This is a genomic window from Succiniclasticum ruminis DSM 9236 (genome assembly GCF_900112895.1).
GTDB lineage: Bacteria > Bacillota > Negativicutes > Acidaminococcales > Acidaminococcaceae > Succiniclasticum > Succiniclasticum ruminis.
The window spans coordinates 52,316-74,603 of sequence record NZ_FONL01000003.1 but is presented as its reverse complement, the minus strand read 5'-3'; the positions used below and the strand labels follow the sequence as shown (position 1 = coordinate 74,603).

The window sequence follows — 22,288 nt, the reverse complement described above, 5'->3', positions numbered from 1 at the left end:
TTGCATATTGCTCACCGGCTCGATTTTCTTTAGTTATAGTTATAGCATCTATTTCATACTATGTCAATGGGTTTTATATGAATTTAACAATGTAATATCAGCCATGAAAACACACCTGAATCTTATGATGCATAAACCGCAGATACAGAAAAAAAATTATAAAAATCTCCACCGTTCAAAATCAGAAAAACCGGTATCAGCCTGATCCTTGCTGACGCCGGTTTGCTTTACTTAAGAAAAACTATTCAATTAAGGAGTAACTTATTTTTCCAGCCCTTTCAGTAAAACTTTCAAAAACGGAACGTATAACGAAACAAAATTCCGGGTTCCCCTGCCTGCATCGGGAAAAATTTCAATGTGCTGACTGTTTTTATATTCCAGGCTTGCCGGATACAGCGTCAGGGCATAACTGCTCTCACATTCCAAAAAGAGAAGCGCCTGTTCAGGGGTAAACGCCGGAAACAGCTCCTGCACCAGCGAAATCAATTTGTCAGTGGTCTGGCTCATCTCCGAGCGGAAACGCCTGTGCATTTCTGAAGAAGCATCTCGCAGTATCACCGTATTCGTAATGCTGAACAGAGACAGCATCCGCTGGTGACGCAGCATCAGCGACGCCCAGGCATGGCAGAATGCGTCCCTGTCTGTTACTGCTCCTGAAAAGGTTCTCCTGGCGTCTTCTACCATTTTCCCTCTGTCCTGTAACAGAAGGGTAAGGAAAATATCTTCCTTGCAGTGGTAATAATTGTACAGATTCAGACGGGAAAAACTCAGTTTTCTGCCAATTTGCGAGAACGTGACTTTGTCATAGCCTACTTCCTCATAAAGCATAGCCGCAGCATCTACAATCTGTTGTATCCTGATTTTTTTCTGTTCTTCTCCCCGCGCCCTGATAAAATCCATCGCACCGTCTTCCTTCATCGTTTTTATTATTATATCATATCCGGCTTAGATTTTGGTGCTTGCATTATACCGGTTATTGACAAATAAACGCATCTGAACCGAACGGTTTATAATATTTGCTTTGGCCGATTACTTTCCCGTGCCTTACAGAAGTTTGCCAAAGTAATTGTTCTTCATCTGGTAATACGCGGCGTCCTCACGGTATTTCCGCAGACCCGTATTCAGTTTATCCATCAATTCTTTATTCCCTTTGGCTACGGCAATCCCGACACGGGTATCTGTATCGTCCTGCAGTTCCGCCATAATGCTCAGTTTCCCGTTGTAAAAATGAGTGATGAAAAAGCGTGCTGTATAATTGTCCATGATAGCAAAATCTGCCCTCTTGTCCATGATCAGTTTTAACGCTTCTTCCGCTCCGCCGCATTCAACGACAGTATCCGAATACTGTCTTGCTTGTTTTACGTGGATGCTTCCGGTCTCAACCGCGATACGTTTACCCTTCATGGCGCCTGTGCTGCGGGTTTTTGCGTCAGTGGAACCAACCGCTACATTTGCGCTGACAAGATAGGGCTGCGTAAAATCGACCTCTTTTTTGCGGTCATCCGTAACCGTCAGACAGGAAATAACCACATCCACCTTCCCCTCTTTCAGGGAAGGAAGCAGTTTATTGAATTCCATATCCACAAATTCCACCTTGCTGTAGCCCATTTCTCTGGCCACACCCTGCATCAGTTCGACATCAAAGCCTATGAAAGCTTTGGAGGCCTTCTGGTAATACTCAAAGGGCGGGTAATTCGCGTTAGTTCCCACGTGAAGCACTGTCTTCGATACAGCTTTCTGCGCAGGCACATCTGCTTTTTTCTCACCGCCACAGCCCATAAAAGCAAGCATAAAAATCATTGTTAATACAAAGCATAAAAACTTTTTCATGGTTTTCCTCCCATTTCTGTCCGCCAGACACAGCAGGCGTCGCCGACTTTTAATAACACGTTGTTATTTAAGTTAGATAAATCATATCACACCTTTAAATAAATTACAACCTGTAATTTGTGTTTTTTGGGCAACTTTTAAAAAGAGGAAAACAAACCGCCAGTCAAAGGCTTTATCTGCTTTTTTATAATAAAAAACTGTACCGCGCCGGCCCTTTGGCTTTTTAAACGGTACAGTTTATTATTTATATAATTGGAGGCGGCGCCTGGATTTGAACACAGGGAATGATAGTCTTGCGGACTAGTGCCTTAAACACTTGGCTACGCCGCCTTTTGGACGTTAACGATATATCTTTTATTCCGTAAACAACGGGGTAGAATAATACCGGTCACCGCTGTCCGGAAGCAGGGCTACAATGACCTTGCCCTTGTTCTCCGGACGTTTTGCCAGTTCAATGGCCCCATGCAGCGCCGCGCCGGAGGAAATGCCTACGGAGATGCCTTCTTTTTTCGCCAGCAGTTTGGCCGCCGCAAAGGCGTCCGCGCTTTCCGCTTTAAATACTTCGTCGTAAAGCTTGGTATTCAGTACTTCCGGTACAAAGCCTGCGCCGATGCCCTGAATCTTATGAGCGCCTGCCCTGCCTTCGGACAACACGGGAGAATCTGCCGGTTCCAGCGCCACGACTTTCACACTGGGGTTCTGTTCTTTCAGATATTCACCGGTACCCGTTACGGTTCCGCCGGTGCCTACGCCCGCGATAAAGATGTCAACTTTGCCGTCGGTATCGTTCCAGATCTCCGGACCGGTAGTGGCTTTATGGATGGCCGGGTTGGCCGGATTTACAAACTGGCCGGGAATAAAGCTGTTGGGGATTTCCTTCGCCAGATCGTCTGCTTTGGCGATAGCGCCCTTCATGCCCTTCGCGCCTTCCGTCAGTACAATTTCCGCGCCATAGGCTTTCAGGATATTGCGGCGTTCCACGCTCATGGTTTCCGGCATAGTGAGGATGATACGGTACCCTTTGGCCGCCGCGATTGCTGCCAGACCGATACCGGTGTTACCGGAAGTGGGCTCGATGATGACAGCGCCCGGCTTCAGCAGACCTTTCGCTTCCGCGTCTTCGATCATAGCCTTGGCAATGCGGTCCTTCACGCTGCCTGCCGGGTTAAAATATTCCAGCTTCACCAGAATTGTAGCTTGCAGGCCTAACTCTTTTTCAATATTGACAACTTCCACCAGGGGGGTATTGCCGATTAATCCCAAAGTCCCTTTGAAAATCTTAGCCATAACGTTTCCCTTCTTTTCTATTCTAAATTCAGAAGTTTCCTACGGAAGCGCCGGTAAACGAATCCGTGCTCTTTTCTTCTCAAACATAGTTATAGCACTTATTTCATACTATGTCAATAGGAATTTAGGGAAATTTCCGATGTGCAACGAATAAAACCAATATGCACGCAAAAATGTTTATTAACCCCCTGCTACAGAAAACAGCGTCTCCTTATGCAGACGCTGTTTTCCTGTTCCTCTGTTTATTTCTGCATCGCCACAAACCCGTTTTCCAGGTCCGCGATGATGTCGTCGATGTGTTCCGTGCCGATGGAAAGGCGGATGGTGCTGGGCGAAATGCCCTGGTCTTTCAGTTCCGTTTCCGTCAGCTGGGAATGAGTGGTGGAAGCCGGATGGATTACCAGGCTCTTCACGTCCGCCACGTTGGCCAGCAGGGAGAAAATCTTCAGGCTGTCGATAAACTTCCAGGCAGCTTCCTGTCCGCCTTTGATTTCAAAAGTGAAGATGGAGGCGCCGCCGTTGGGGAAGTACTTTTCATACAATGCGTGGTCCGGATGTCCGGGCAGGGACGGATGGCTTACGCTTTCCACCAGCGGGTGCGCGCTTAGATATTCCACGACCTTTTTCGTATTTTCCGCATGGCGCTCCAACCGCAGCGACAGGGTTTCCACTCCCTGTAATAAAAGGAAGGCGTTGAAGGGTGAAATGCAGGCGCCGGTGTCCCGCAACAGGATGGCGCGGATATAGGTTACGAAGGCAGCGGGGCCTACGGCATCATAGAAAGACACGCCGTGATAACTGGGATTCGGGTCCGCGATGTTGGGGAACTTGCCGCTCTTCTTCCAGTCAAACTTCCCCCCGTCCACGATAATGCCGCCTAATGTGGTGCCGTGACCGCCGATAAACTTTGTAGCGGAATGGATTACCACGTCCGCGCCGTGTTCAATAGGACGGATCAGATACGGGGTGCCGAAGGTGTTGTCGATAACCAGCGGCAGGCCGTGTTTATGGGCAATTTCCGCCACGGCATCAATGTCGGGAATATCGCTGTTGGGATTGCCCAGAGTTTCCAGATAAATAGCCCGGGTGTTTTCCTGAATGGCATTTTCTATTTCGTTCAGGTTATGTGCGTCCACAAAAGTCGTTTTGATGCCGTACGCAGGCAGCGTGTGTTCCAGCAGGTTAAAGCTGCCGCCGTAGATGGTTTTCTGGGCCACAATGTGACCGCCGTTCGCTGCCAGCGCCTGCACAGCGTAAGTCACCGCTGCCGCGCCGGAGGCCAGGGCCAGTGCCGCGCTACCGCCTTCCAGTGCTGCCAGCCGTTTTTCCAGCACGTCCTGGGTGGAATTGGTCAGGCGTCCATAGATATTGCCGGCATCCTTCAGACCGAAGCGGTCCGCCGCGTGCTGACTGTTGTGGAATACATAGGAAGTCGTCTGGTAAATCGGCACCGCCCTGGAATCCGTTGCCGGGTCTGCCTGTTCCTGTCCAACGTGTAACTGCAATGTTTCAAATTTATAGTTTGCCATGATGTTCTCTCCTTTTTTATAATTATTATTTTTGCCTGCAATGGGATTGCAGAAGTTAACCAGTAATTGTTTATTTCCTTTCAGAACTGCTCACGCGCGTCTTGCTGAATTGCAAAACGGCTTTGTTTGTTCCGCCTTATTCCCTTTTCTTCAGTGTCAGCAAATCATAAGGCGTTTCCTGATAGACCATGTTCAGCCAGTTTCCGTAAAACAGGTGGGCGTAGCTGCACCACTTGAACACCGGCTGCTCAGTGCTGTCGTTGTCCGGATAGTAATATTCCGGAAGGTCCGGGTCCATACCCTTCTTCTTATCCCGGATGTACTCGGTGGCCAGGGTTTCCCTGTCGTATTCGAAGTGCCCCAGTACAAAGACCCGGCGCATGTCCTCCGTACAACAGATGTTGATGCCCCGTTCCAGCGAGCGGGAAAGCACTTTCAGATCCGGCGTGGCGTCCACTGCCTGATGGTCGATGTCCGTGTGGCGGGACTGGGGAATAAAGTAACGGTCGTCGAAGCCCCGCAACAGCGGATGATACTTCACCGTCAGCCCGTAAGGATAAATGCCGGACAGTTTGCGGGGCAGCACATGCTTTTGAACGCCGTAATGATAATACAGCACGGCCTGGGCGGCCCAGCAGAGGGAGAGTACAGAGAACACGTGGCTTTGGGCCCACTGGATGTAATCCACCAGTTCCTGCCAGTATTCCACCTCTTCAAACTCGAAGCATTCCACCGGCGCCCCCGTGATGATAAACCCATCGTAGTACCGGTCTTTGATGTCCGCGAACTCCAGATACGCTTTGTCCAGATAGGTATTATCCGTGTGGGTAGTTTCCCGGGACACTGTACGGGCAAAGTCCACTTCAATCTGGAGCGGGCTGTTGCCCAGCAGCCGCAGCAACTGCAGTTCGGTGGGCTTCTTCAGGGGCATCAGGTTCAGGATCAGGATCTTCAGCGGGCGGATATCCTGGGTCACGGCCCGCTGCTCTGTGATGGCTATAATTCCTTCTTTTTGCAGATTTTCCACTGCAGACAACTCATTTGTGATTTTCACCGGCATACATAACTCCTCCCTGTGGTTGTGAACTGCCTGAAACTAAAAAATGCTTCCGCCCCAATGGGACGAAAGCATCGTGTTACCACCCATATTTACCGGATGCTCACACATCCGGCCTCCTCGGGTACGCGGGATGTTATCCTCATACCACGAGCAGCAATTGTAAAAATTACAAGACCAGCTTCTCGGGTACGCGGGACTTCTCCTTGAATACCCCAGCACTGTAACGGGTGCGCCCGGACGGTCTCAATTACTTCGACCAGTCAGCTCCAAGGCCATCTTCGGCAAAGTTCCCTGCGCTTTCTTGCACCGGAATGAAAGCTCTCTGTGGCAGTTTCCTCTGCGTACTCTTCTCTTCACAGCCAAATCATAGTATTTAACTTGTGATTAAAAATAGCAGAGGAAACGAACAATGTCAAATAAAAATTCAACTTTTTTGAAAAAATATTATTATTTTGGCACAACTGTTTCGAATGTTACAGAAAACTCACGAAAAGTGTTCCTATGCAATGAGGTTTACAATCTCACCATATCCCGCGTAATTTCCGCCAGAGTATGGGCGCCGCACATTTCCATCGTGTCTTCCAGTTCTGCCGCCAGTTTTTGAGTCAGTACATGGATTCCTTCCGCGCCGGCGCCATATACCGCCGTCACATACGGGCGGGCAATGATGACTGCGTCCGCCCCGATGGCCAGGGCTTTGAAAATATCGACGCCCGAGCGGATACCGCCATCCACCAGGATCTTCATTTCACCCTGTACCGCGTCAACAATTTCCGGCAGCACCTCTGCAGTGGCAGGACACTGATCCAGCACCCTGCCGCCGTGGTTGGATACCACAATGGCAGAAGCGCCAGCCTCTTTTGCTTTTAAAGCGCCTTTTACCGTCATGATTCCCTTCACAATAAAAGGCAGACCGGCATTGCGGATAATTTCAGCCAGTTCTTCCCGGGATTTGGAGCCCGCCGATGTATTCAGCTTTTTCAGGAAGGGCAGTCCTGCCCCGTCCACGTCCATGGCGCAGGCAAACGCGCCGCTTTCCTTTACCAGAGCAAACTTTTCCTGCAATGTTTCCGGCCCCCAGGGTTTCACCGTAGGAATCCCCATGCCGCCGGTCTTTTTTATGGCCGCGCAGGCCGACTGCATCACCGTGGCATCGGCTCCGTCACCGGTCATGGCTACGATTCCTTCCGCGGCACAGCCGGAAACCAGCTCGTCATTATATGTGTTATCCGTATAGGCATCACTGTAATGCACAGCAACTAACCCGACCGGTCCGGCGATGATTGGGTATTTCAGGCGTTTACCGAAAAAGTCCAGACTCATGTCCACGGGTTTCCGTTCCACCAGCGTGTCCATATTGATACGGATTTCTTTCCATTTTTCATAGTTGCGAATCGCCGTATCGCCAATGCCCTTCGCGCCCGGCCCCGGCATCTTATTCCCGCAGGCACGCCCGTTGCAAATCAGGCATCCTTTGCAGTCCTTTCCCAGTCTGGGACGGGCCAGTTCCATCAGTTCAGCATAGTCCATGATGTTTCCCCTTTCACTTTTATTACAACAAAAATTCGTTCGCCTGCCTTTATAATATGGCCTGTCTTTACAAAAATATCTTATTGCAGTAAACGTTGCATCTACTGTTTTTTCTTTTCCTGCACCGTTTCATTCACTGTTTCTCTGGCAGCCTGTTTGGTGGCCTCTTCCACTTTTGTCAGCAACTCGACAAAGTTCGTGATTTCCTTTATCTGCCACTCCCCGTTGGCAAGCTTGTCCATACGGAAATTAATATTGAAATCCTTATTCAGTTTGTTATTGTGCAAAAGCGCGGAAACATCCGCTGTATTACTGTCTTTTTGCGTAATCGACGCATCTTTGATTATTAAATTAGAGACGTCAACTCTCTCCTTCAGCTTCTTTACAAGGGGGATTGCATCCTCTTTCCTGTTCTTCTTTTTTAAGACATTTTCATTTTGCGCGGTCTGCCCGTTTTCCTTCGACACGGCCGGAACGTTATCCTTCGGCCTTTCCCGCATTACAGACTCCAGCGTGGCATCTTTTATGGCTTTGACCACCGTCGGTTTCACCAGTTTGATTATGCTGGCGGAAAACGGATCGGCCCCGATGCTCTTCTTCCCTTTCAGTCCCGACGCAATCAGATCGTCAATGCCTTTGCTGTAAATATTGTCCAGATCTACATGCTGCTCAAAGGAAACGGTATCGTGACTCTGCACGGCTTTATGGATAAGATACAGTGAGTACTGGGGTGTTTTGGCAACATAAAAGAAAAAGAACGCCAGCCCCAGTATTACAACTGCCAGTATTCCCAAACCGATTTTCTTTAAAAACCCAGACATACAAGCAACCTCCTCTTTAAGCGCCTGCTTCGCGGCACAATTTGAAAGTAATTCTATGCCACACCAGCCGGAACAAATTATCTCCTTCTACTCGCGCACAATCTGTTCCGTATATGAGATAGTCTTCGGAAGCCGGCTTTCAATGGCCGCCTGGATTTGTTTGCCCACCCTTGTCATAATTTCCAGTGTAACGGACTTACTGCCGACACCTCCGATGGCAGACATGGTTTTTGCCGATTCCGTATAGGTCTTCGTATAAATATATTTGTTGTTGTTAATGTCAATGATTCTGAATGGCAGGGATGTGTTGGCGATTTTACCTGCTGCGAACAGGCTTCCCTTGTCCTTGACCTGCACCGGATTTATACCCAGATACAGAAAATAATCTACCCCGCTGCCTGCCAATATGTCCACGATATCCGCCCGTTCCGCGTCCGCGATATCTTCAATACCGTTTTCCGCCAGTTGCGCCTTGTAGTCTCTGCCGTCAATCAGTTCGTAGGTTCTGACCGGCAGGGCGGCATCCAGATATTCAAACAGCTTTTTGTCAATGGTATTGTCGTATTTTGTTTTGGCATTGTTTTCGTACACGATGGCAACTACCGGCCTGCGGCTCACCGTACGGTATCCCTGTTCTGCTTCTGCTCTCTCCCTGGCACGCTTTGCTTCTGCTTCCTTCAGGCGTTCACTGAATATTTTATCTGCCTTTTTCTGGGCAGCAGGCGTATTGCCCACGGTGCGGATCCGTTCCACAATGTCCCGGTCGCTCCATTTTGCGAAAACCGTAGCACTGTTGACCAGCATTAAAAGAGAAAGAAGCAGCAGTACAATTTTTTTCATTTTTCCCTCCTGTTTCAACACATATTTATCTGTTAGTTCAATTTGTTAGCTTACTATTTTAAAATAATTATATCACATTTCCCAGCGCCTTGAAAAATTCCGAAAAAGAAACCTCGACGCCGCTCATCTGCCGGATAAGACATGACGAAACAAAATTAAAACACCGGTACAGAATTGCATCGCTCAATCCTGTACCGGTTTTCCTTTTCCACACTATGCATTCAACAACTGTTTTTGCTCTGTAATCTGTCGCGCCAGCTGGTTAAAATCATCGTAATACAACACATGCACTACATAATCCGGTTCAATCAGCTCAAAAATCTTTAATACAGCCGGATCGGTAAAAGGCCTATGCTGGTCAATATTACAGACATGGCTTAACAGCCGGGCATCGTTTTCCAGCGAGGGAATCATCCGGGGCGACTGCCGCTGATATTCCCCCGACAGGGAACAGCTCAGATGCACTCCTTTGATGTAATACCGGAGTTCGCCCAAATTTTTTAGGATTTGACAGATGTAATCGATGCCTTCCCGCTCGCTCTGCAGATCCGGATTGGTATTCAGCAGATGCCCCGTATCCAGCATCAGCCCGATATTATCGAATTTTATTTTTTCCAGGAATTCTCCCGTCTGCTTTGCATTCTGCAGCGTCAGCCCCGGCCACCAGGAATTCTCAAACAGCACTTTCGTATCCGCAGGGACCTGGTCGCTGACCCGGTTAAAGACCCGGGCCGCCATTTTCATAACTTCTGCGTTAGTGTGATCGAAATTCCAGGAGTATTGCTCCGCCGGGGAAACTTCCTCTACCCGGTACACCAGATACTCCGGTTTTTCAATCAGGGCCGCCTGGATGTTCCGCTTGATCTGCAGCAGCCAGGCCCGTTTCTGGGTACCGCCGTAATAATCCCGCAACGCTTCGTCGCTCCGGAAGATCTGGTAAAGGCGGTCCTTATTATTCTTCCACAGATCATACCAGCAGGACCAGGAACGCAGGTGGGCGCCTACCGCAACATTGTCAAAGGGACGCATGTACGGTTCGCTCCGGTATACCAGAAGCTCGATCCCATCCAGCCCCAGCATAGCCAGAAAATCCTCCAGCGACTTGCCGGTGCGCCGGATGGCTTCTTCATATCCCGGAACCGTAGAATAATTAAACAGCTGTTTCACAGTTATCTCTCCAAAGAAAACCCGGCCTGTCCCCGCACGCGCGGAAACAGTACCGGGAATGTTTTAAAATGCGTCTATCCCGCCAAAGCCTGCCCCGCCGACAATCCTGACATTATCCACGGAAAACGCTTCCATAATGTCATGCAGGTGTTCTTTCAGCAACAGGGTGCGAAGCCTTTCGTTGCCGGAAACGATCAACAGATTTTTTCCGGAACGGTTGATGTTCTGTAAGACGTTAAAGCGTTTGGCAAACGTTTCACTGCCGACCTTTTCTTTCAGTTTCGCAAGACAAGCGGCAATCTCCGGTTTTTCGCCGGCCATACGCTCTTCCAGAGGAACAAACTCTGTAGAGCACAGCCTCGGGTTTACCACAAACTGCGCGTCTTCTTCCAGACGGCCCTTACGTGCCAGCAAAACCTTTTCGCTTACTTCCTGCATAGAAATCGGTGCAATAGCGGACATGTTACATTACCTCCTCAACAAAACCATTGATGACTACTAAATCAGTCTCTGATAAACGAAGGAAGCATGTACCTGTGAGAGAGGAAGAAGCGGGTTTAGAAAACGAAAAATATGCCGGCAGTTCCGGCGAACGTTTCAGTGTCACGCATCTTCAAGCACAGCTTGTTAAAAAAGCGATTTTATTAGTAACTATTACTGTTTTAAGTTCATTTTAATAATACAATTATTTTACAAAAATGTCAATTGCATTTCAGAAGTTATGCCATCTGTTTTGAATTCAGGGAAATGACTTTTTTACAATGCTATTGATAATTATTATTGAAAATTAAAAAAACTGTAAGAGGAAAACTTACTCTTACAGTTTTTCTTTACCAACATTTTTCATTCGCTGCAGCAGCATGTCTTTCAGTTCAAATCTTCAGGTCGCTTGTCCTTTTCCTCCCAGTTGTTCCAGAACTCTTTCCGGAATTCCGCAAAACGGTCCTGTTCAATGGCGTCCCGTATCTTTTTGGCAAAATCCAAAAGGAAATGAAGGTTGTGAATGGACAGCAGACGCAGCCCGAATGTCTCTTCCGCTTTAAACAGATGACGGATATATGCCCGGGAGAAATTGCGGCAGGTGTAACAGTTACAGTGTTCGTCGATAGGCCGGAAGTCTTCCGCATACACAGCGTTGCGGATCACCAGCCGACCCCTGGCTGTCATGGCTGTGCCGTTCCGGGCCACCCGGGTCGGGAACACGCAGTCGTACATATCAACACCCAGGTTTACGCCTTCCACAATACAGTCGGGTGTTCCCACACCCATCAGATACCGGGCCTTCTGTTTATCCATCCAGTCTGTGGTCTGGTCCAGCATATCATACATAACGGGTTTGGGCTCCCCTACTGAAAGTCCGCCGATGCCGTAGCCCGCAAAATCCATTTCCAATAACGATTCTGCGCTCATCTTCCGCAGTTCCGGAAACATGCCGCCCTGCACGATACCGAACAGCGCCTGGTCCGGACGGGTATGGGCTTTCAGGCAACGTTCCGCCCAGCGCGTGGTCCGTTCTGTTGACTTTTTTGTATAATTAAAATCCGACGGATAGGGAATGCATTCATCAAAAGCCATGGCAATATCAGCTCCCAGTTCTTCCTGTACCCGCACAGAAACTTCCGGGGATAAAAACTGTTTGCTGCCGTCAATATGGGAACGGAACATGACGCCTTCTTCCGTGATTTTCCGCATTTCGCCCAGGCTGAATACCTGGAATCCGCCGCTGTCGGTCAGCATGCCACGGTTGTAATTCATAAACTTATGCAGACCGCCGGCCTTTTTTACGAGCCCGCTGCCGGGACGTAAAAACAGATGGTACGTATTGGCCAGAATCACCTGGCTTTCCATATCGTATAGTTCTTCCGGGGACAGTGTCTTTACGGTTGCCTGGGTTCCCACCGGCATGAACATAGGCGTCTCAAAGGTTCCGTGAGGCGTATGCAGACGACCCCGCCGGGCCTTTCCCTGTTTTGCTTCTTTAATCAGTTCATAAGTAACTGCGTGCATGAAATCTCCTAACAATACAAAACACTACAAAAGATTATTTGTGTTCCAGGTCTGTAATAAACATGGCATCGCCAAAAGAGAAGAAACGGTATTCCCGTTTCACTGCCTCCGCATAGGTGTGTAGCATCACTTCCCTGGAAGACAGGGAAGATACCAGCATCAGCAGCGTGCTCTGGGGCAGATGGAAATTCGTTACCAGCGCGTCCACAATATGCCATTGGAAGCCGGGATAAATGTAAATCTGCGTCCAGCTGCTGCCGGCTTTTACTTCTCCCGTAGCGCCCGCAGATTCCAACGTGCGCACCGCTGTCGTCCCCACCGCAACGATCCGGCGGCCTTCCGCCTTCGCCCTGTTGATGGCAGCCGCGGCTTCCGGGGTCACGCTGTAGAATTCCCTGTGCATGGGATGGTCTTCAATGTTTTCCTCCGTAACCGGCCGGAAAGTTCCCAGCCCTACATTAAGGGTGACAAACACTTCCTCACAGCCCATGTCCTTGATTTTCTGCAGCAGTTCTTTCGTAAAGTGCAACCCTGCAGTGGGCGCTGCGGCAGACCCCGGGTCCCGGTTATATACGGTCTGGTACCGTTCCTTATCTTCCAGTTCCGCTGTGATATAAGGCGGCAGCGGAACCTCTCCCAGCCGGTCCAGTATTTCTTCAAATACGCCCTCAAACGCAAAACGGATGATGCGCCCGCCAAAATCCGTATGGTCGATGATCGTTCCGGATAATTCTTCCGCAAATTTTATATGGGCTCCAACCTGCAGCTTCTTCCCCGGACGGACCAGCACTTCCCAGTCCGTATTGTTAAGACGGGTCAGCAGGAACACTTCTACATGGGCCCCGGTATCCTTAAACCCGTACAGGCGGGCCGGGATGACGCGGGTATCGTTAAACACCAGTACATCGCCGGGGCGAAGATATTCGGGCAAATCATAAAAATGCCGGTGTTCCATGACGCCGGTATTCTTATCTACCACCAGCAGCCGGCTGTGATCCCTCGGTTCCATCGGATGCTGGGCGATCCGTTCTTTGGGCAAATCATAATCAAAATCAGTAACTTTCATCGGTAAGTCTCTTTTCTTTGTACAGGAAACATTGCACAAACCCGTTTACGCAACAACGTACCGGCAGGCAATTCCTATTCTTAATATGCTATTAGTACGCAGAGACCAGTTCAGTCCCCGGATAATAATGTTGCAAAATGGTTTTATAATAATCCTCCGTGTTTTCCGGCGCTGCGTCAGCCATGCCTTTAGCTCCCCACTTAGACAGACCCAGACCGCGGCCGATCCCTTTTCCTTTAAACAAAATGGTTTCTTCCGCGGTTCCTTCTAAAAAGTGATATCCGGGAATAGCAGACTGCCACGATTGTTTTTCACGGCCCTTAATTTCTATGGGAATCTGCTTTTTCCCGACTTCTATGCCATAACCGTTTTCAATCGGCACATCCAGCCTTTGCGGCACCGGGTCGGTAATATACACATCAAACCAGTTACTGCTCAGGGCCAGCATATCCGCCAGCTCCTGACCGGCCATGGTTACGCTGCCCAGTTCTCCCTGCCAGTAAATCGTCTTAACCCTGCCGCTGGGATAGCGGTCTTTCTGATCCGGCTTTTCACTGTCAGATACACGGTATCCCCGTAACCGTCCAATCTTATGTCCGCCCTGTTCAAGAAGCCGGCTGATAGTCACAGCCTGTATCTTTTTTTCCCAGGTGAAACTGGGACAGTCCGTATCATAGTCTTCCACTGCCTGTAAATACGGAATATCTTTCTGCAGGATTTCTGAAGCGCTCACTGTTCTGCCACCGCTGCTTTCACAGGTATAAGTCATTGCAGGGCTGCCTTTAAAATATAAAACCTGGCCGGTGGTCCTGGCTGCCACCTTGGTTACATTCTTATTCTCGTTGCGAATGCCGCCATAAAAAGCATCCGGTTCCACCGCCCGGACGTCAAACAAATTGCTTTCCGGATGATGCTTATAATACCAGCCCAGACTGCGGACTGCCACCGCCTGCGCTTTAATTGCTTCATCCGGCCAGATAGGAGAAGACTTAGGTCCCAGCACAGAATTCACATAAAACTCCATGGGCACCCGGTTTACAACGGTTAAGCTCTTTCCATCGTTTGTCAGATAGATTTTCAGCGTTCCCCGGTACTCCTGGCGGTTCACGGTAAAATGCCGGGGAGGACGGCCGGCGGGAGTTTCGTTTTTATCTTCCTGTTCTGCAATTTCCAAAACGGTTCCGCTGGCAAGCTGCCTGCCTGCCAGTTTAATTTTTCCCTTATCAGCCGCAATAAAGTATTTGCCTTTGTTCAGCGTCGCTTTCGTCCCGTCCGGTTCTGTAGCAACAAACGGGGAGGGCGCAACCAGTTCCGCAGAGAATTGGGAAACGGTCAGGCCCACATCAATCACGGATGATGCGCGGACCGGAACTGTAAAAAGTACAGTCAACCAGAAAATTGCTATAACTATAATCTTTCTGAAATATTTTTCAGCAGCATGTTTCATCATACCGTTTACCTGCAACACAACTTGAAAGCATGTATAACATCATTTGAACAGTATCGTGTCTTTTTTCGCAAGCTGAATAATGTTTTTGTTTATGCGGACAAAAGGTTTGTTTTCCGGTTCAGCAGCACTTGTATCAATGTAATTGGAAGCCTGAGCAGATCCCGCTTCGGTTTTGGTTTTTTTCCATTCCATATAGCGGTCCCGTTCGCTGAACACACAACCGCAATAGGGCTGGCGGTACAATCCCAAAGCCAGGCTGATATCCACGCCTTCCTGATAATGAGGTCGCCAATCCTGATAATAAAATTCCACACCAAATTCTTCCGCTGCTGCTTTCGCCATCTGCACAATCAGTTCATGCTTCTGATACGGACTGTACAGCAACGTTGTAGAGAATGCGGTAAACCCGTTGTCTGCCGCATATTTTGCCGCATACCGCAGCCGCATCCGGTAGCAGAACGCACAGCGGACGACCGGTTCCTCCAGCATCCCTTTCACACATTCTTCCAGCGGATAGGTCTTATCAATGATCAGTCGGTAATCCTGTTTTTCCGCCAGCTCCCGTAATGCAGCCAATCGGTGTTTAAATTCTTTATAGGGATGAATATTCGGATTATAATACAGCAGCGTAAAATCTACGTCCTGCGACCTCAGTATTTTTGTCGGATAACAGGCACAGGGACCGCAGCAGGCATGTAATAATAATTTCATCGTTCTATCTTTCTCAATACACAGTAATCATCAAGGGAGACGCTGATTTATTTTTCCACATTTCTGTCGGGAAACTATCGCCTGTTTTCCTTCCTCACATAAATCAGCTCATTTTACAGCAGAGACGGTTGTTCGACCTTTGGCTTGCCACTTGCATCCTCCGGGTAGGGAATTCCCAGATAGCGATAGGTTTCCCTGGTCGCCACGCGGCCACGGGGTGTGCGCTGCAGCAGACCTAATTGCATCAGATACGGTTCCACCACGTCTTCGATGGTGCCGGCTTCTTCACTGACAGCAGCCGCAATGGTATCCACGCCCACCGGTCCACCGCCAAACGTCCTGACAATTGTCTGCAGGATACGCCGGTCATTCTGGTCCAGACCGTAACGGTCAACTTCCAGACGGGAAAGAGCTTCATCAGCCAACTTCTGATCAATGACAGCCTGTCCCAGAACCTGGGCAAAGTCGCGTACCCGTTTCAAAAGGCGGTTTGCCACGCGGGGCGTTCCCCGTGAACGGCGGGCGATTTCCAGCGCGCCTTCAGGCGTCATCTCTACATCCAGCTTTTCCGCAGACTTGTTGACGATAATGCGCAACTGCTCCGGCTGATAAAACTCCAGTCTGCACTGCACCCCAAAACGGTCACGCAGCGGTGCCGCCAGAGAGCCCAGCCTTGTGGTGGCTCCAATCAGTGTAAATTTTGGAAGAGGCAGCCGGACGTTCTGGGCACCCGGTCCTTTACCGATGACAATATCCAGCTGGTAGTCTTCCATGGCTGAATACAGTATCTCTTCCACTGCTTTCGGCAGACGGTGGATCTCATCGATGAACAACACTTCCCCTTCCGACAGCGTACTGAGAATCGCAGCCAGATCGCCCTGGCGCATAATGGCAGGACCTGATGTAACACGCATGTTTACATGCAGTTCGTTAGCAATAATATTGGCCAGTGTCGTTTTCCCCAGACCGGGAGGGCCAAAAAGAAGCACATGATCCAGCGCTTCATTCCGTTTCAGCGCCGCTTCAATGAATACCGAGATATTCTGTTTAACTTTATCCTGCCCGATATATTCTTCCAGCGTCCGGGGGCGAAGACTGTACTGTTCCCCATCAGACTCCATAACTTCCGATGTCACCAGCCGGTCATCAAATTCCATTCCGTTATCCCCTTTATTCATCTTAATTATTAACGAAAATAATAAATTACAATATCAATCATGTGTCGATTCTGTTAAAATCGACCAGGTACTGAAGATGCTCTTTTCTTACTTTTTTGCAAACATCTGCAAAGCTTTGCGAATCAGTTCATCCCGTTTTAATGTGCCATAGTCCGGAATCTTCCGCAACACCGGCAAAATTTCCGAATTGGAATAGCCTAACGCAGCCAGTGCAGCCATAGCTTCGTTGATTGCTTCCGATTTGCCTTCACCGTTGACTGCGGCGGCAAATTCTCTGTCGTTTTCTTCGCTTTCCAGTGTACCGATCTTGTCCTTCAGTTCCAACACCATGCGCTCTGCCGTTTTCTTTCCGATACCGGGGAGCTTGGTCAGCATTTTAAGATCCCGGCTCTGCACCGCCAGATAAAAATCTTCCGGCCTTGCCGCTCCTAAAATGCCAATCGCAACTTTGGGCCCTATGCCGCTTACGCTTAACAGAAGCGCAAACAGATCATAATATTGTTGTGTCAAAAAGCCGTACAACTGAATTGCATCTTCCCGAACTGACGTATATGTCAGGACACGAACTTCCTGTCCCATGGACAAGGTCCGCATCTGGGACACCGGCATAAACACACGGTATCCGACACCACCCGCCGTTTCAATCAGACAATATTCTGCCGCCTGATACGCTACCGTTCCTCTTACTGAACCAATCATAATACACGCTCCAAATGCCGTTTATCAAAACCATAATTATAATACAGTTTATTTATTACAGTTGTCTTTCATCTCTTGCTCAGCGGGTTCCGCTGTTTTTCCAGAATCTCCCCGATTCGTGCGCCGCCTTTTGCCTGCAGCTGCAGCACCCTTGCCTGATTCAGGCCGCAGATCGCGGCAGCCAACGCGTCCGCCGTATCGTCCGGATTAATTTCTTCACGAATCCCCAACAGTCGCCGCACCATAAAGATAATCTGGTTTTTTCCCGCCCCGCCGGTCCCTGTGACCGATTTTTTTATCTGCATCGGCGTAAACTCCAAAATCGGCAGATTATGCTCGGCAGCGGCCAATAATACTACACCGCGCGCCTGGGCAACCGGTATCGCAGTGTTGACGTTGCGGTTAAAATACAATTTTTCAATGGACATAAATTCCGGTTGAAAATGGCCAATAATGTCAGAAACATCCTGATGGATCTTCAGCAGCCTCTCTTCCGGACGCCAGTCTTTGTCAGTCAGTATGGAACCGTAAAACACCGGCTTCATAACACTGCCTTTCATTTCCACCACACCATAACCGCAGATAGCAGTGCCGGGATCAATTCCTAACGCCAACATACTGTTTCCTCCAGCCTTCTGCATCAAAGCATCTTAGTATAATCTATTATACAGGGTACAAATGACGAAAATGTGAAACAATATAAAAAAGGCAGGCTCATTTGAAGCCTGCCTGCTCTTTCTTATTCCTCGTCGTCTTCATCCGGCAAGTCAGCGTTGGTATAGACTTCCTGTACGTCGTCCATATCGTCAAACATATCAATTGTTTTACGGACTTTTTCGGCATCCTCATCAGACAGCGTGACCATTGTGTCCGGGACCATGGTGATTTCCGACATAACGGTTTCAATATTGTTATCGGCCAGCGCTTTTTCTACGGCGTCATAGTCTTCCGGCTGGGTCACAATTTCAAAACTGTCTTCATTGGATTTCATATCTTCCGCACCGGCATCCAGCGCGATCATCATAACTTCATCTTCATCGTAGCCTGCTTCTTTGTCAATCGTAAAGATACCTTTGCGTTTGAACATCCAGCCAACGGAACCGGTTTCACCCATATTTCCGCCGTGTTTCGTAAATGCATGACGGATATCTGCCGCCGCACGGTTGCGGTTGTCAGTCAGCACATCCAACATGATGGCCACGCCGGCCGGGCCATAGCCTTCGTACGTAATTTCTTCGTATTTTGCACCGTTCGTTTCACCGGCGCCTTTGGCAATCGCACGCTTAATGTTATCTTTCGGAATGTTATTGGCCTTTGCCTTCGCCAACGCCAGTTTCAGACGCATATTACCAACCGGGTCTGGGCCGCCCATCTGTACGGCAATCGTGATTTCACGACCGATCTTTGTGGTTATTTTTCCTCTGGCTGCATCTGCTTTGCCTTTTTTGTGTTTGATATTTGCCCATTTAGAATGTCCGGACATGTTAATTCCTCCAATATATCAGCTTATAAGATAAGTAAATTTAACTATCGTATTATACTATATTTTCCCCTTCATGACAATCATTTTCTTAACATCTGCCGGATTTCTTTACTATTATTTTCACTGATTTAAGCCCGCTGAAACAATTTTTCTTTATTCAGTTATATTCAAATCGGAAATTATCGTATATAATTTAATCAGAATCCCAAAACCGCTAAAGATTATATCAATATTATAAAAGAAAACAATTACCGGGAGGGGAATCATGGACATTAATAAAATCAGATTAGGGAAGACCGGTTTATGGGTCACGAAAACCGCAATGGGCTGCCTGCCCATCCAGCGCATCTCATTGGAAGCGGCAAAAAAACTGCTGCGCAAAGCGTATGACAACGGCATCAATTATTTTGATACCGCCAATATGTATACCGACAGCGAAGAAAAAATCGGCGCGGCTCTGCACGATGTCCGCCAGAACGTTATTATTTCCACCAAAAGCGGCGGCACGGATTACAAAACGGTAACAGAGCATATCGAGCTTTCTTTAAAACGCCTCCAGACAGACTACATCGACCTTTTCCAGTTCCATAATCCCGCTGTCATGCCTTCCCCGGAAGATGAAAAGGGAGCATATGCTGCGGCGCTTGACGCGAAAAAGAAAGGCTACATCCGGCATATAGGCATCACAAATCACCGGCTGAAAGTAGCGCATCAGGCCATTGATTCCGGATTATATGAAACGCTGCAGTTCCCTTTCTGCTACCTTGCGACGGATAAAGATGTCGAACTGGTAAAAGACTGCAAAACGCACGACATGGGCTTTATTGCCATGAAAGGTCTGTCCGGCGGTATGCTGACCAATGCAGCAGCCTGTTACGCTTTCATGCAGGAGCACGACAACGTGGTTCCCATCTGGGGCATCCAGCACGAGTGGGAATTGGAGCAGTGGCTGAAACTGACGGAAATTAATCAGCAGATGACTGAAGAACTGCAGGCTGTTATCGATAAAGACCGGAAGGAACTGTCGGGGAATTTCTGCCGGAGCTGCGGATACTGTATGCCCTGCACAGTGGGTATTGACATCCCCCAGGCGGCCAGAATGGCCATGTTGTTACGCCGCTCACCCTATAAACGGTTCATGAGTGATGAGTGGTATGCCAAAATGCAGAAAATCGAAGAATGCGTACACTGTGACCTGTGCAAGAGCCGTTGCCCTTACGGATTGGATACCCCGTCCCTGCTGCAGTATATGTTAAAGGATTATAACGAGTTTTACGCAGAGCATCACAACGATTAAAACAACTTTTACATTATAAATATTTATCCCGTTATGCAGGCGCTTCCGCATAACGGGATTTTACTATTATCTGCCCTATCCGTTATCTTCCTCTACTGCGTGCAGTCCTGCTGCATCTGTTACCGGCAGCGAGAACAGAATGGCCTGGGCCGGCGTATCCATGCCGGCCTTTTGCATCACGGCCTGCATGATTGCATTCTTCTGTTTCTTTTGGGTAACGATTAAAGTCACATCCTTTTCCGAAGCCAGCGGCACGCCGAAGAAAAGTTCGGCCCGGTTCACACCGGTGCCCCGGGCATGCAGCACCGTACCGCCATAGGCCCCGGCCGCACGGGCCGCGTCCATGACCATGTCGTTGTGCCCCTGGTTACTGACAATGATCAATAACTCCATTGTTGTATCTTTCATTACGGATTCTTCTCCCTTCCGGAAATTCTGTTCTGCCGTCAGATACGCCAGCTCCCGTTTGCCGCCGATGCTGCTCATGGGAACGATGAATGCAATACCCGTATCTGGTACGTCAATATAAAGCTTTTTCCGCAAATGCCCTTTGGTTTCTTTCCATACTTCATCTGTCACCACATTCAGGCAGACCGCTTTCTCAGACCGGTCCAGCCCCAGCATATCAAGAATCTCATCTTTGGCAGTACCGTAACCTAACAAAACAAACCCCACCGGCAGCTTCTTATCATAAAATTCAAGAAAGCCAGGCAGCTTCTCCCTGCTTGTGATAGTTATCATCAAATAGACTTCCACAGCCTGCTACCTCCTACAACTCGATAATATCGTAGTCCCCGAAATTCTCCAGCGTACTCTGGCTGACGCTGGTTTTGGGAGTTCTGCGTGCTTTTACCATATACATAACTCCCAGCAGCTGGATCGTGACTAACGGTGTCATGGCTACCATAGTTACCACACCGAACGCATCTGTCACAACATTGCCGCCCTGAGTCATACAGGCTCCTATCGCAAAAGGCAGCAAAAACGTCGCTGTCATGGGACCGGATGCCACACCACCTGAGTCGAAGGCGATGGCAGTAAACACGGGAGGCACAATAAATGTAAGTATCAACGCGATGAGATACCCCGGTATCAGCATATAAAACAGATGGATTCCTGTCAGCACACGTACCATGGCCAGGCCTACCGAAATCGCCACACCGATGGACAGGCTGCGAAGCAGTAATTTTCCGCTGACAGCGCCGGCAGTAATATCTTCCACCTGCTTCATCAGCACATACACTGCCGGTTCCGCCTTGATGATAAAGTAACCAATCAGCATGCCGATGGGTATAATGATCCAGTTATAGGGCAGTGTGGCCAAAATGCTTCCCAGGTCGAATCCTGCCGGGATAAAGCCCACATTAGCGCCTGTCAGGAACAGTACCAGACCGATATAGGTACATATAATACCGTGAAGAATGCGGAGCAGCGGCTTCCTTTGAAGATGCAGTAAAACCAGCTGAAAAATACCGAAAAATATGGCAATGGGCAGAACTGCCTGGGCAATTTCATGCATCTGATCCGGCAGCTCGGCCAAAAACAGCCCGCCTAACTGCAGGGAATGCAGCACTCTCGGAATCACAACCGGTTCAAACGTCGCGTCTTCCGGTTTAAAAATCAGGCTCAGAAGCAGTACGGCGATGATAGGCCCGATGGAACAGAGGGCTATCAGACCGAAGCTGTCCTGGGAAGAATGGCGGCTGCCCCGTAACGCCGAAACGCCTACGCCAAAAGCCATGATAAACGGCACCGTCATGGGACCGGTGGTCACACCGCCGGAATCGAACGCCACCGCCAGAAAATCCGGCGGTGCATAGCATGCCAATATGAAAGCAATGACATAAAAGAACAGCAACATCCGCTGCAGTGAAATACCCAACACCATACGGATCATGGCTGCCAGAAGAAACAGCGCCACGCCGCCTGATACCGACAAAATCAACACTCTGTTAGGAATGGACTGGACCTGGTTAGCCAATACCTGCAGGTCCGGTTCAGAAATCGTGATCATAAAGCCCAGCAAAAAACCCAGCGGCAATATCAGCCACAGTTTGCGGGTTTTTGTAATACGGGTTCCCACATGATTGCCCATAGGCTCCATAGCCTGTTCTGAACCGATGGTAAAGAATACCATCCCTATCATCAGCAGGATGCAGCTGTATAAGAAAACCATCACCACATGGGTAGGCATGGGCACTATTGTGACAGAAAGTATCAAAACGATTGCCACAACCGGGAAGATAGCCCGGATGACTTCACTGAATTTTTCCTTTAGTATGTCTTTTAACAAAACGGAGTCGCCCTCTCTAAAGTTTACTTGTATGCCTTAA

The 22,288-nt window shown here is 48.9% G+C and carries 22 protein-coding genes and 1 tRNA gene; 2 read left to right on the top strand and 21 right to left on the bottom strand.

The genetic code is table 11. From position 1 onward, the window contains the following. Positions 1-261: 261 nt before the first annotated feature. The 11 genes from BM159_RS03630 to BM159_RS03580 all read right to left on the bottom strand — a co-directional run bounded on the left by BM159_RS03630 (position 262) and on the right by BM159_RS03580 (position 10,526). On the bottom strand, positions 262-918 hold the full coding sequence (locus tag BM159_RS03630) for a TetR/AcrR family transcriptional regulator (RefSeq protein ID WP_093912911.1): 657 nt from the start codon (positions 916-918) through the stop codon (positions 262-264). 126 nt (positions 919-1,044) lie between these two features. After that, the gene (locus BM159_RS03625) at positions 1,045-1,830 is read right to left on the bottom strand and encodes a substrate-binding periplasmic protein (RefSeq protein ID WP_093912910.1); all 786 of its coding nucleotides are present in this window, start codon (positions 1,828-1,830) and stop codon (positions 1,045-1,047) included. A 253-nt stretch (positions 1,831-2,083) separates the two neighbouring features. After that, positions 2,084-2,160 (bottom strand) — tRNA-Cys (locus BM159_RS03620). A 24-nt stretch (positions 2,161-2,184) separates the two neighbouring features. Continuing rightward, a complete protein-coding gene (gene cysK / locus BM159_RS03615) occupies positions 2,185-3,117 on the bottom strand; it encodes a cysteine synthase A (RefSeq protein WP_093912909.1) in 933 nt (310 codons plus the stop codon). A 242-nt stretch (positions 3,118-3,359) separates the two neighbouring features. Then, a complete protein-coding gene (locus tag BM159_RS03610) occupies positions 3,360-4,646 on the bottom strand; it encodes an O-acetylhomoserine aminocarboxypropyltransferase/cysteine synthase family protein (RefSeq protein WP_093912908.1) in 1,287 nt (428 codons plus the stop codon). A 136-nt stretch (positions 4,647-4,782) separates the two neighbouring features. Continuing rightward, the gene (locus BM159_RS03605; protein WP_093912907.1) at positions 4,783-5,706 is read right to left on the bottom strand and encodes a homoserine O-succinyltransferase; all 924 of its coding nucleotides are present in this window, start codon (positions 5,704-5,706) and stop codon (positions 4,783-4,785) included. A gap of 513 nt (positions 5,707-6,219) precedes the next feature. After that, positions 6,220-7,236 carry an alpha-hydroxy-acid oxidizing protein gene (locus BM159_RS03600; protein WP_093912906.1) on the bottom strand — a complete coding sequence of 339 codons (1,017 nt, stop codon included), beginning with the start codon at positions 7,234-7,236 and terminating at the stop codon, positions 6,220-6,222. Between the two features lie 101 nt (positions 7,237-7,337). After that, a complete protein-coding gene (locus BM159_RS03595; RefSeq protein ID WP_093912905.1) occupies positions 7,338-8,057 on the bottom strand; it encodes a DUF2939 domain-containing protein in 720 nt (239 codons plus the stop codon). Positions 8,058-8,144: 87 nt separating this feature from the next. Further along, complete coding sequence (locus BM159_RS03590) at positions 8,145-8,897, bottom strand: hypothetical protein (RefSeq protein WP_093912904.1); 753 nt, start codon at positions 8,895-8,897, stop codon at positions 8,145-8,147. A 213-nt stretch (positions 8,898-9,110) separates the two neighbouring features. Further along, a complete protein-coding gene (locus BM159_RS03585; protein ID WP_093912903.1) occupies positions 9,111-10,064 on the bottom strand; it encodes a TIM barrel protein in 954 nt (317 codons plus the stop codon). Positions 10,065-10,127: 63 nt separating this feature from the next. Next, positions 10,128-10,526, bottom strand: coding sequence for a hypothetical protein (locus tag BM159_RS03580; RefSeq protein WP_093912902.1), 399 nt, complete (start codon positions 10,524-10,526; stop codon positions 10,128-10,130). Between the two features lie 74 nt (positions 10,527-10,600). Here BM159_RS03580 and BM159_RS11935 point away from each other — a divergent pair, with 74 nt between their 5' ends. Next, the gene (locus tag BM159_RS11935) at positions 10,601-10,741 is read left to right on the top strand and encodes a hypothetical protein (RefSeq protein ID WP_177205897.1); all 141 of its coding nucleotides are present in this window, start codon (positions 10,601-10,603) and stop codon (positions 10,739-10,741) included. 190 nt (positions 10,742-10,931) lie between these two features. On the opposite strand, the gene tgt is transcribed toward BM159_RS11935, so the two are convergent. The 8 genes from tgt to BM159_RS03540 all read right to left on the bottom strand — a co-directional run bounded on the left by tgt (position 10,932) and on the right by BM159_RS03540 (position 18,658). Beyond that, entirely contained in the window at positions 10,932-12,071 is a 1,140-nt protein-coding gene (gene tgt / locus BM159_RS03575; protein ID WP_093912901.1) for a tRNA guanosine(34) transglycosylase Tgt, read from the bottom strand. 34 nt (positions 12,072-12,105) lie between these two features. Then, entirely contained in the window at positions 12,106-13,137 is a 1,032-nt protein-coding gene (queA, locus tag BM159_RS03570) for a tRNA preQ1(34) S-adenosylmethionine ribosyltransferase-isomerase QueA (RefSeq protein WP_093912900.1), read from the bottom strand. Between the two features lie 91 nt (positions 13,138-13,228). Further along, positions 13,229-14,527 (bottom strand): SpoIID/LytB domain-containing protein, encoded by a 1,299-nt coding sequence (locus BM159_RS03565; protein ID WP_177205896.1) that lies wholly within the window; start codon positions 14,525-14,527, stop codon positions 13,229-13,231. Positions 14,528-14,626: 99 nt separating this feature from the next. Next, positions 14,627-15,298 carry an epoxyqueuosine reductase QueH gene (locus BM159_RS03560; RefSeq protein WP_093912898.1) on the bottom strand — a complete coding sequence of 224 codons (672 nt, stop codon included), beginning with the start codon at positions 15,296-15,298 and terminating at the stop codon, positions 14,627-14,629. A gap of 113 nt (positions 15,299-15,411) precedes the next feature. Then, positions 15,412-16,455 carry a Holliday junction branch migration DNA helicase RuvB gene (ruvB, locus tag BM159_RS03555; protein WP_093912897.1) on the bottom strand — a complete coding sequence of 348 codons (1,044 nt, stop codon included), beginning with the start codon at positions 16,453-16,455 and terminating at the stop codon, positions 15,412-15,414. A 108-nt stretch (positions 16,456-16,563) separates the two neighbouring features. Continuing rightward, complete coding sequence (gene ruvA, locus BM159_RS03550; RefSeq protein WP_093912896.1) at positions 16,564-17,175, bottom strand: Holliday junction branch migration protein RuvA; 612 nt, start codon at positions 17,173-17,175, stop codon at positions 16,564-16,566. Between the two features lie 68 nt (positions 17,176-17,243). Then, positions 17,244-17,792: a crossover junction endodeoxyribonuclease RuvC gene (gene ruvC, locus BM159_RS03545; RefSeq protein WP_093912895.1), complete on the bottom strand. Its 549-nt coding sequence runs from the start codon at positions 17,790-17,792 to the stop codon at positions 17,244-17,246. A 122-nt stretch (positions 17,793-17,914) separates the two neighbouring features. Next, entirely contained in the window at positions 17,915-18,658 is a 744-nt protein-coding gene (locus tag BM159_RS03540) for a YebC/PmpR family DNA-binding transcriptional regulator (RefSeq protein ID WP_093730723.1), read from the bottom strand. A 271-nt stretch (positions 18,659-18,929) separates the two neighbouring features. On the opposite strand from BM159_RS03540, the gene BM159_RS03535 reads away from it, so the two are divergent. Beyond that, the gene (locus BM159_RS03535) at positions 18,930-19,955 is read left to right on the top strand and encodes an aldo/keto reductase (protein ID WP_177205907.1); all 1,026 of its coding nucleotides are present in this window, start codon (positions 18,930-18,932) and stop codon (positions 19,953-19,955) included. A gap of 75 nt (positions 19,956-20,030) precedes the next feature. Here the strand turns inward: BM159_RS03535 and BM159_RS03530 are convergent, their stop codons facing one another. Then, the gene (locus tag BM159_RS03530) at positions 20,031-20,711 is read right to left on the bottom strand and encodes a P-II family nitrogen regulator (RefSeq protein WP_245763626.1); all 681 of its coding nucleotides are present in this window, start codon (positions 20,709-20,711) and stop codon (positions 20,031-20,033) included. A gap of 13 nt (positions 20,712-20,724) precedes the next feature. Continuing rightward, a complete protein-coding gene (locus BM159_RS03525; protein ID WP_093912893.1) occupies positions 20,725-22,248 on the bottom strand; it encodes a DUF1538 domain-containing protein in 1,524 nt (507 codons plus the stop codon). Positions 22,249-22,288 lie beyond the last annotated feature (40 nt).

Coding starts and splice junctions, on each gene's coding strand:
- ruvA (WP_093912896.1), bottom strand. CDS start 17,175: ATGATTGGTTCAGTAAGAGGAACGGTAGCGTATCAGGCGGCAGAATAT.
- BM159_RS03625 (WP_093912910.1), bottom strand. CDS start 1,830: ATGAAAAAGTTTTTATGCTTTGTATTAACAATGATTTTTATGCTTGCT.
- BM159_RS03540 (WP_093730723.1), bottom strand. CDS start 18,658: ATGTCCGGACATTCTAAATGGGCAAATATCAAACACAAAAAAGGCAAA.
- BM159_RS03630 (WP_093912911.1), bottom strand. CDS start 918: ATGAAGGAAGACGGTGCGATGGATTTTATCAGGGCGCGGGGAGAAGAA.
- BM159_RS03605 (WP_093912907.1), bottom strand. CDS start 5,706: ATGCCGGTGAAAATCACAAATGAGTTGTCTGCAGTGGAAAATCTGCAA.
- BM159_RS03580 (WP_093912902.1), bottom strand. CDS start 10,526: ATGTCCGCTATTGCACCGATTTCTATGCAGGAAGTAAGCGAAAAGGTT.
- BM159_RS03600 (WP_093912906.1), bottom strand. CDS start 7,236: ATGGACTATGCTGAACTGATGGAACTGGCCCGTCCCAGACTGGGAAAG.
- tgt (WP_093912901.1), bottom strand. CDS start 12,071: ATGCACGCAGTTACTTATGAACTGATTAAAGAAGCAAAACAGGGAAAG.
- cysK (WP_093912909.1), bottom strand. CDS start 3,117: ATGGCTAAGATTTTCAAAGGGACTTTGGGATTAATCGGCAATACCCCC.
- ruvB (WP_093912897.1), bottom strand. CDS start 16,455: ATGGAATTTGATGACCGGCTGGTGACATCGGAAGTTATGGAGTCTGAT.
- queA (WP_093912900.1), bottom strand. CDS start 13,137: ATGAAAGTTACTGATTTTGATTATGATTTGCCCAAAGAACGGATCGCC.
- ruvC (WP_093912895.1), bottom strand. CDS start 17,792: ATGTTGGCGTTAGGAATTGATCCCGGCACTGCTATCTGCGGTTATGGT.
- BM159_RS03595 (WP_093912905.1), bottom strand. CDS start 8,057: ATGTCTGGGTTTTTAAAGAAAATCGGTTTGGGAATACTGGCAGTTGTA.
- BM159_RS03560 (WP_093912898.1), bottom strand. CDS start 15,298: ATGAAATTATTATTACATGCCTGCTGCGGTCCCTGTGCCTGTTATCCG.
- BM159_RS03610 (WP_093912908.1), bottom strand. CDS start 4,646: ATGGCAAACTATAAATTTGAAACATTGCAGTTACACGTTGGACAGGAA.
- BM159_RS03590 (WP_093912904.1), bottom strand. CDS start 8,897: ATGAAAAAAATTGTACTGCTGCTTCTTTCTCTTTTAATGCTGGTCAAC.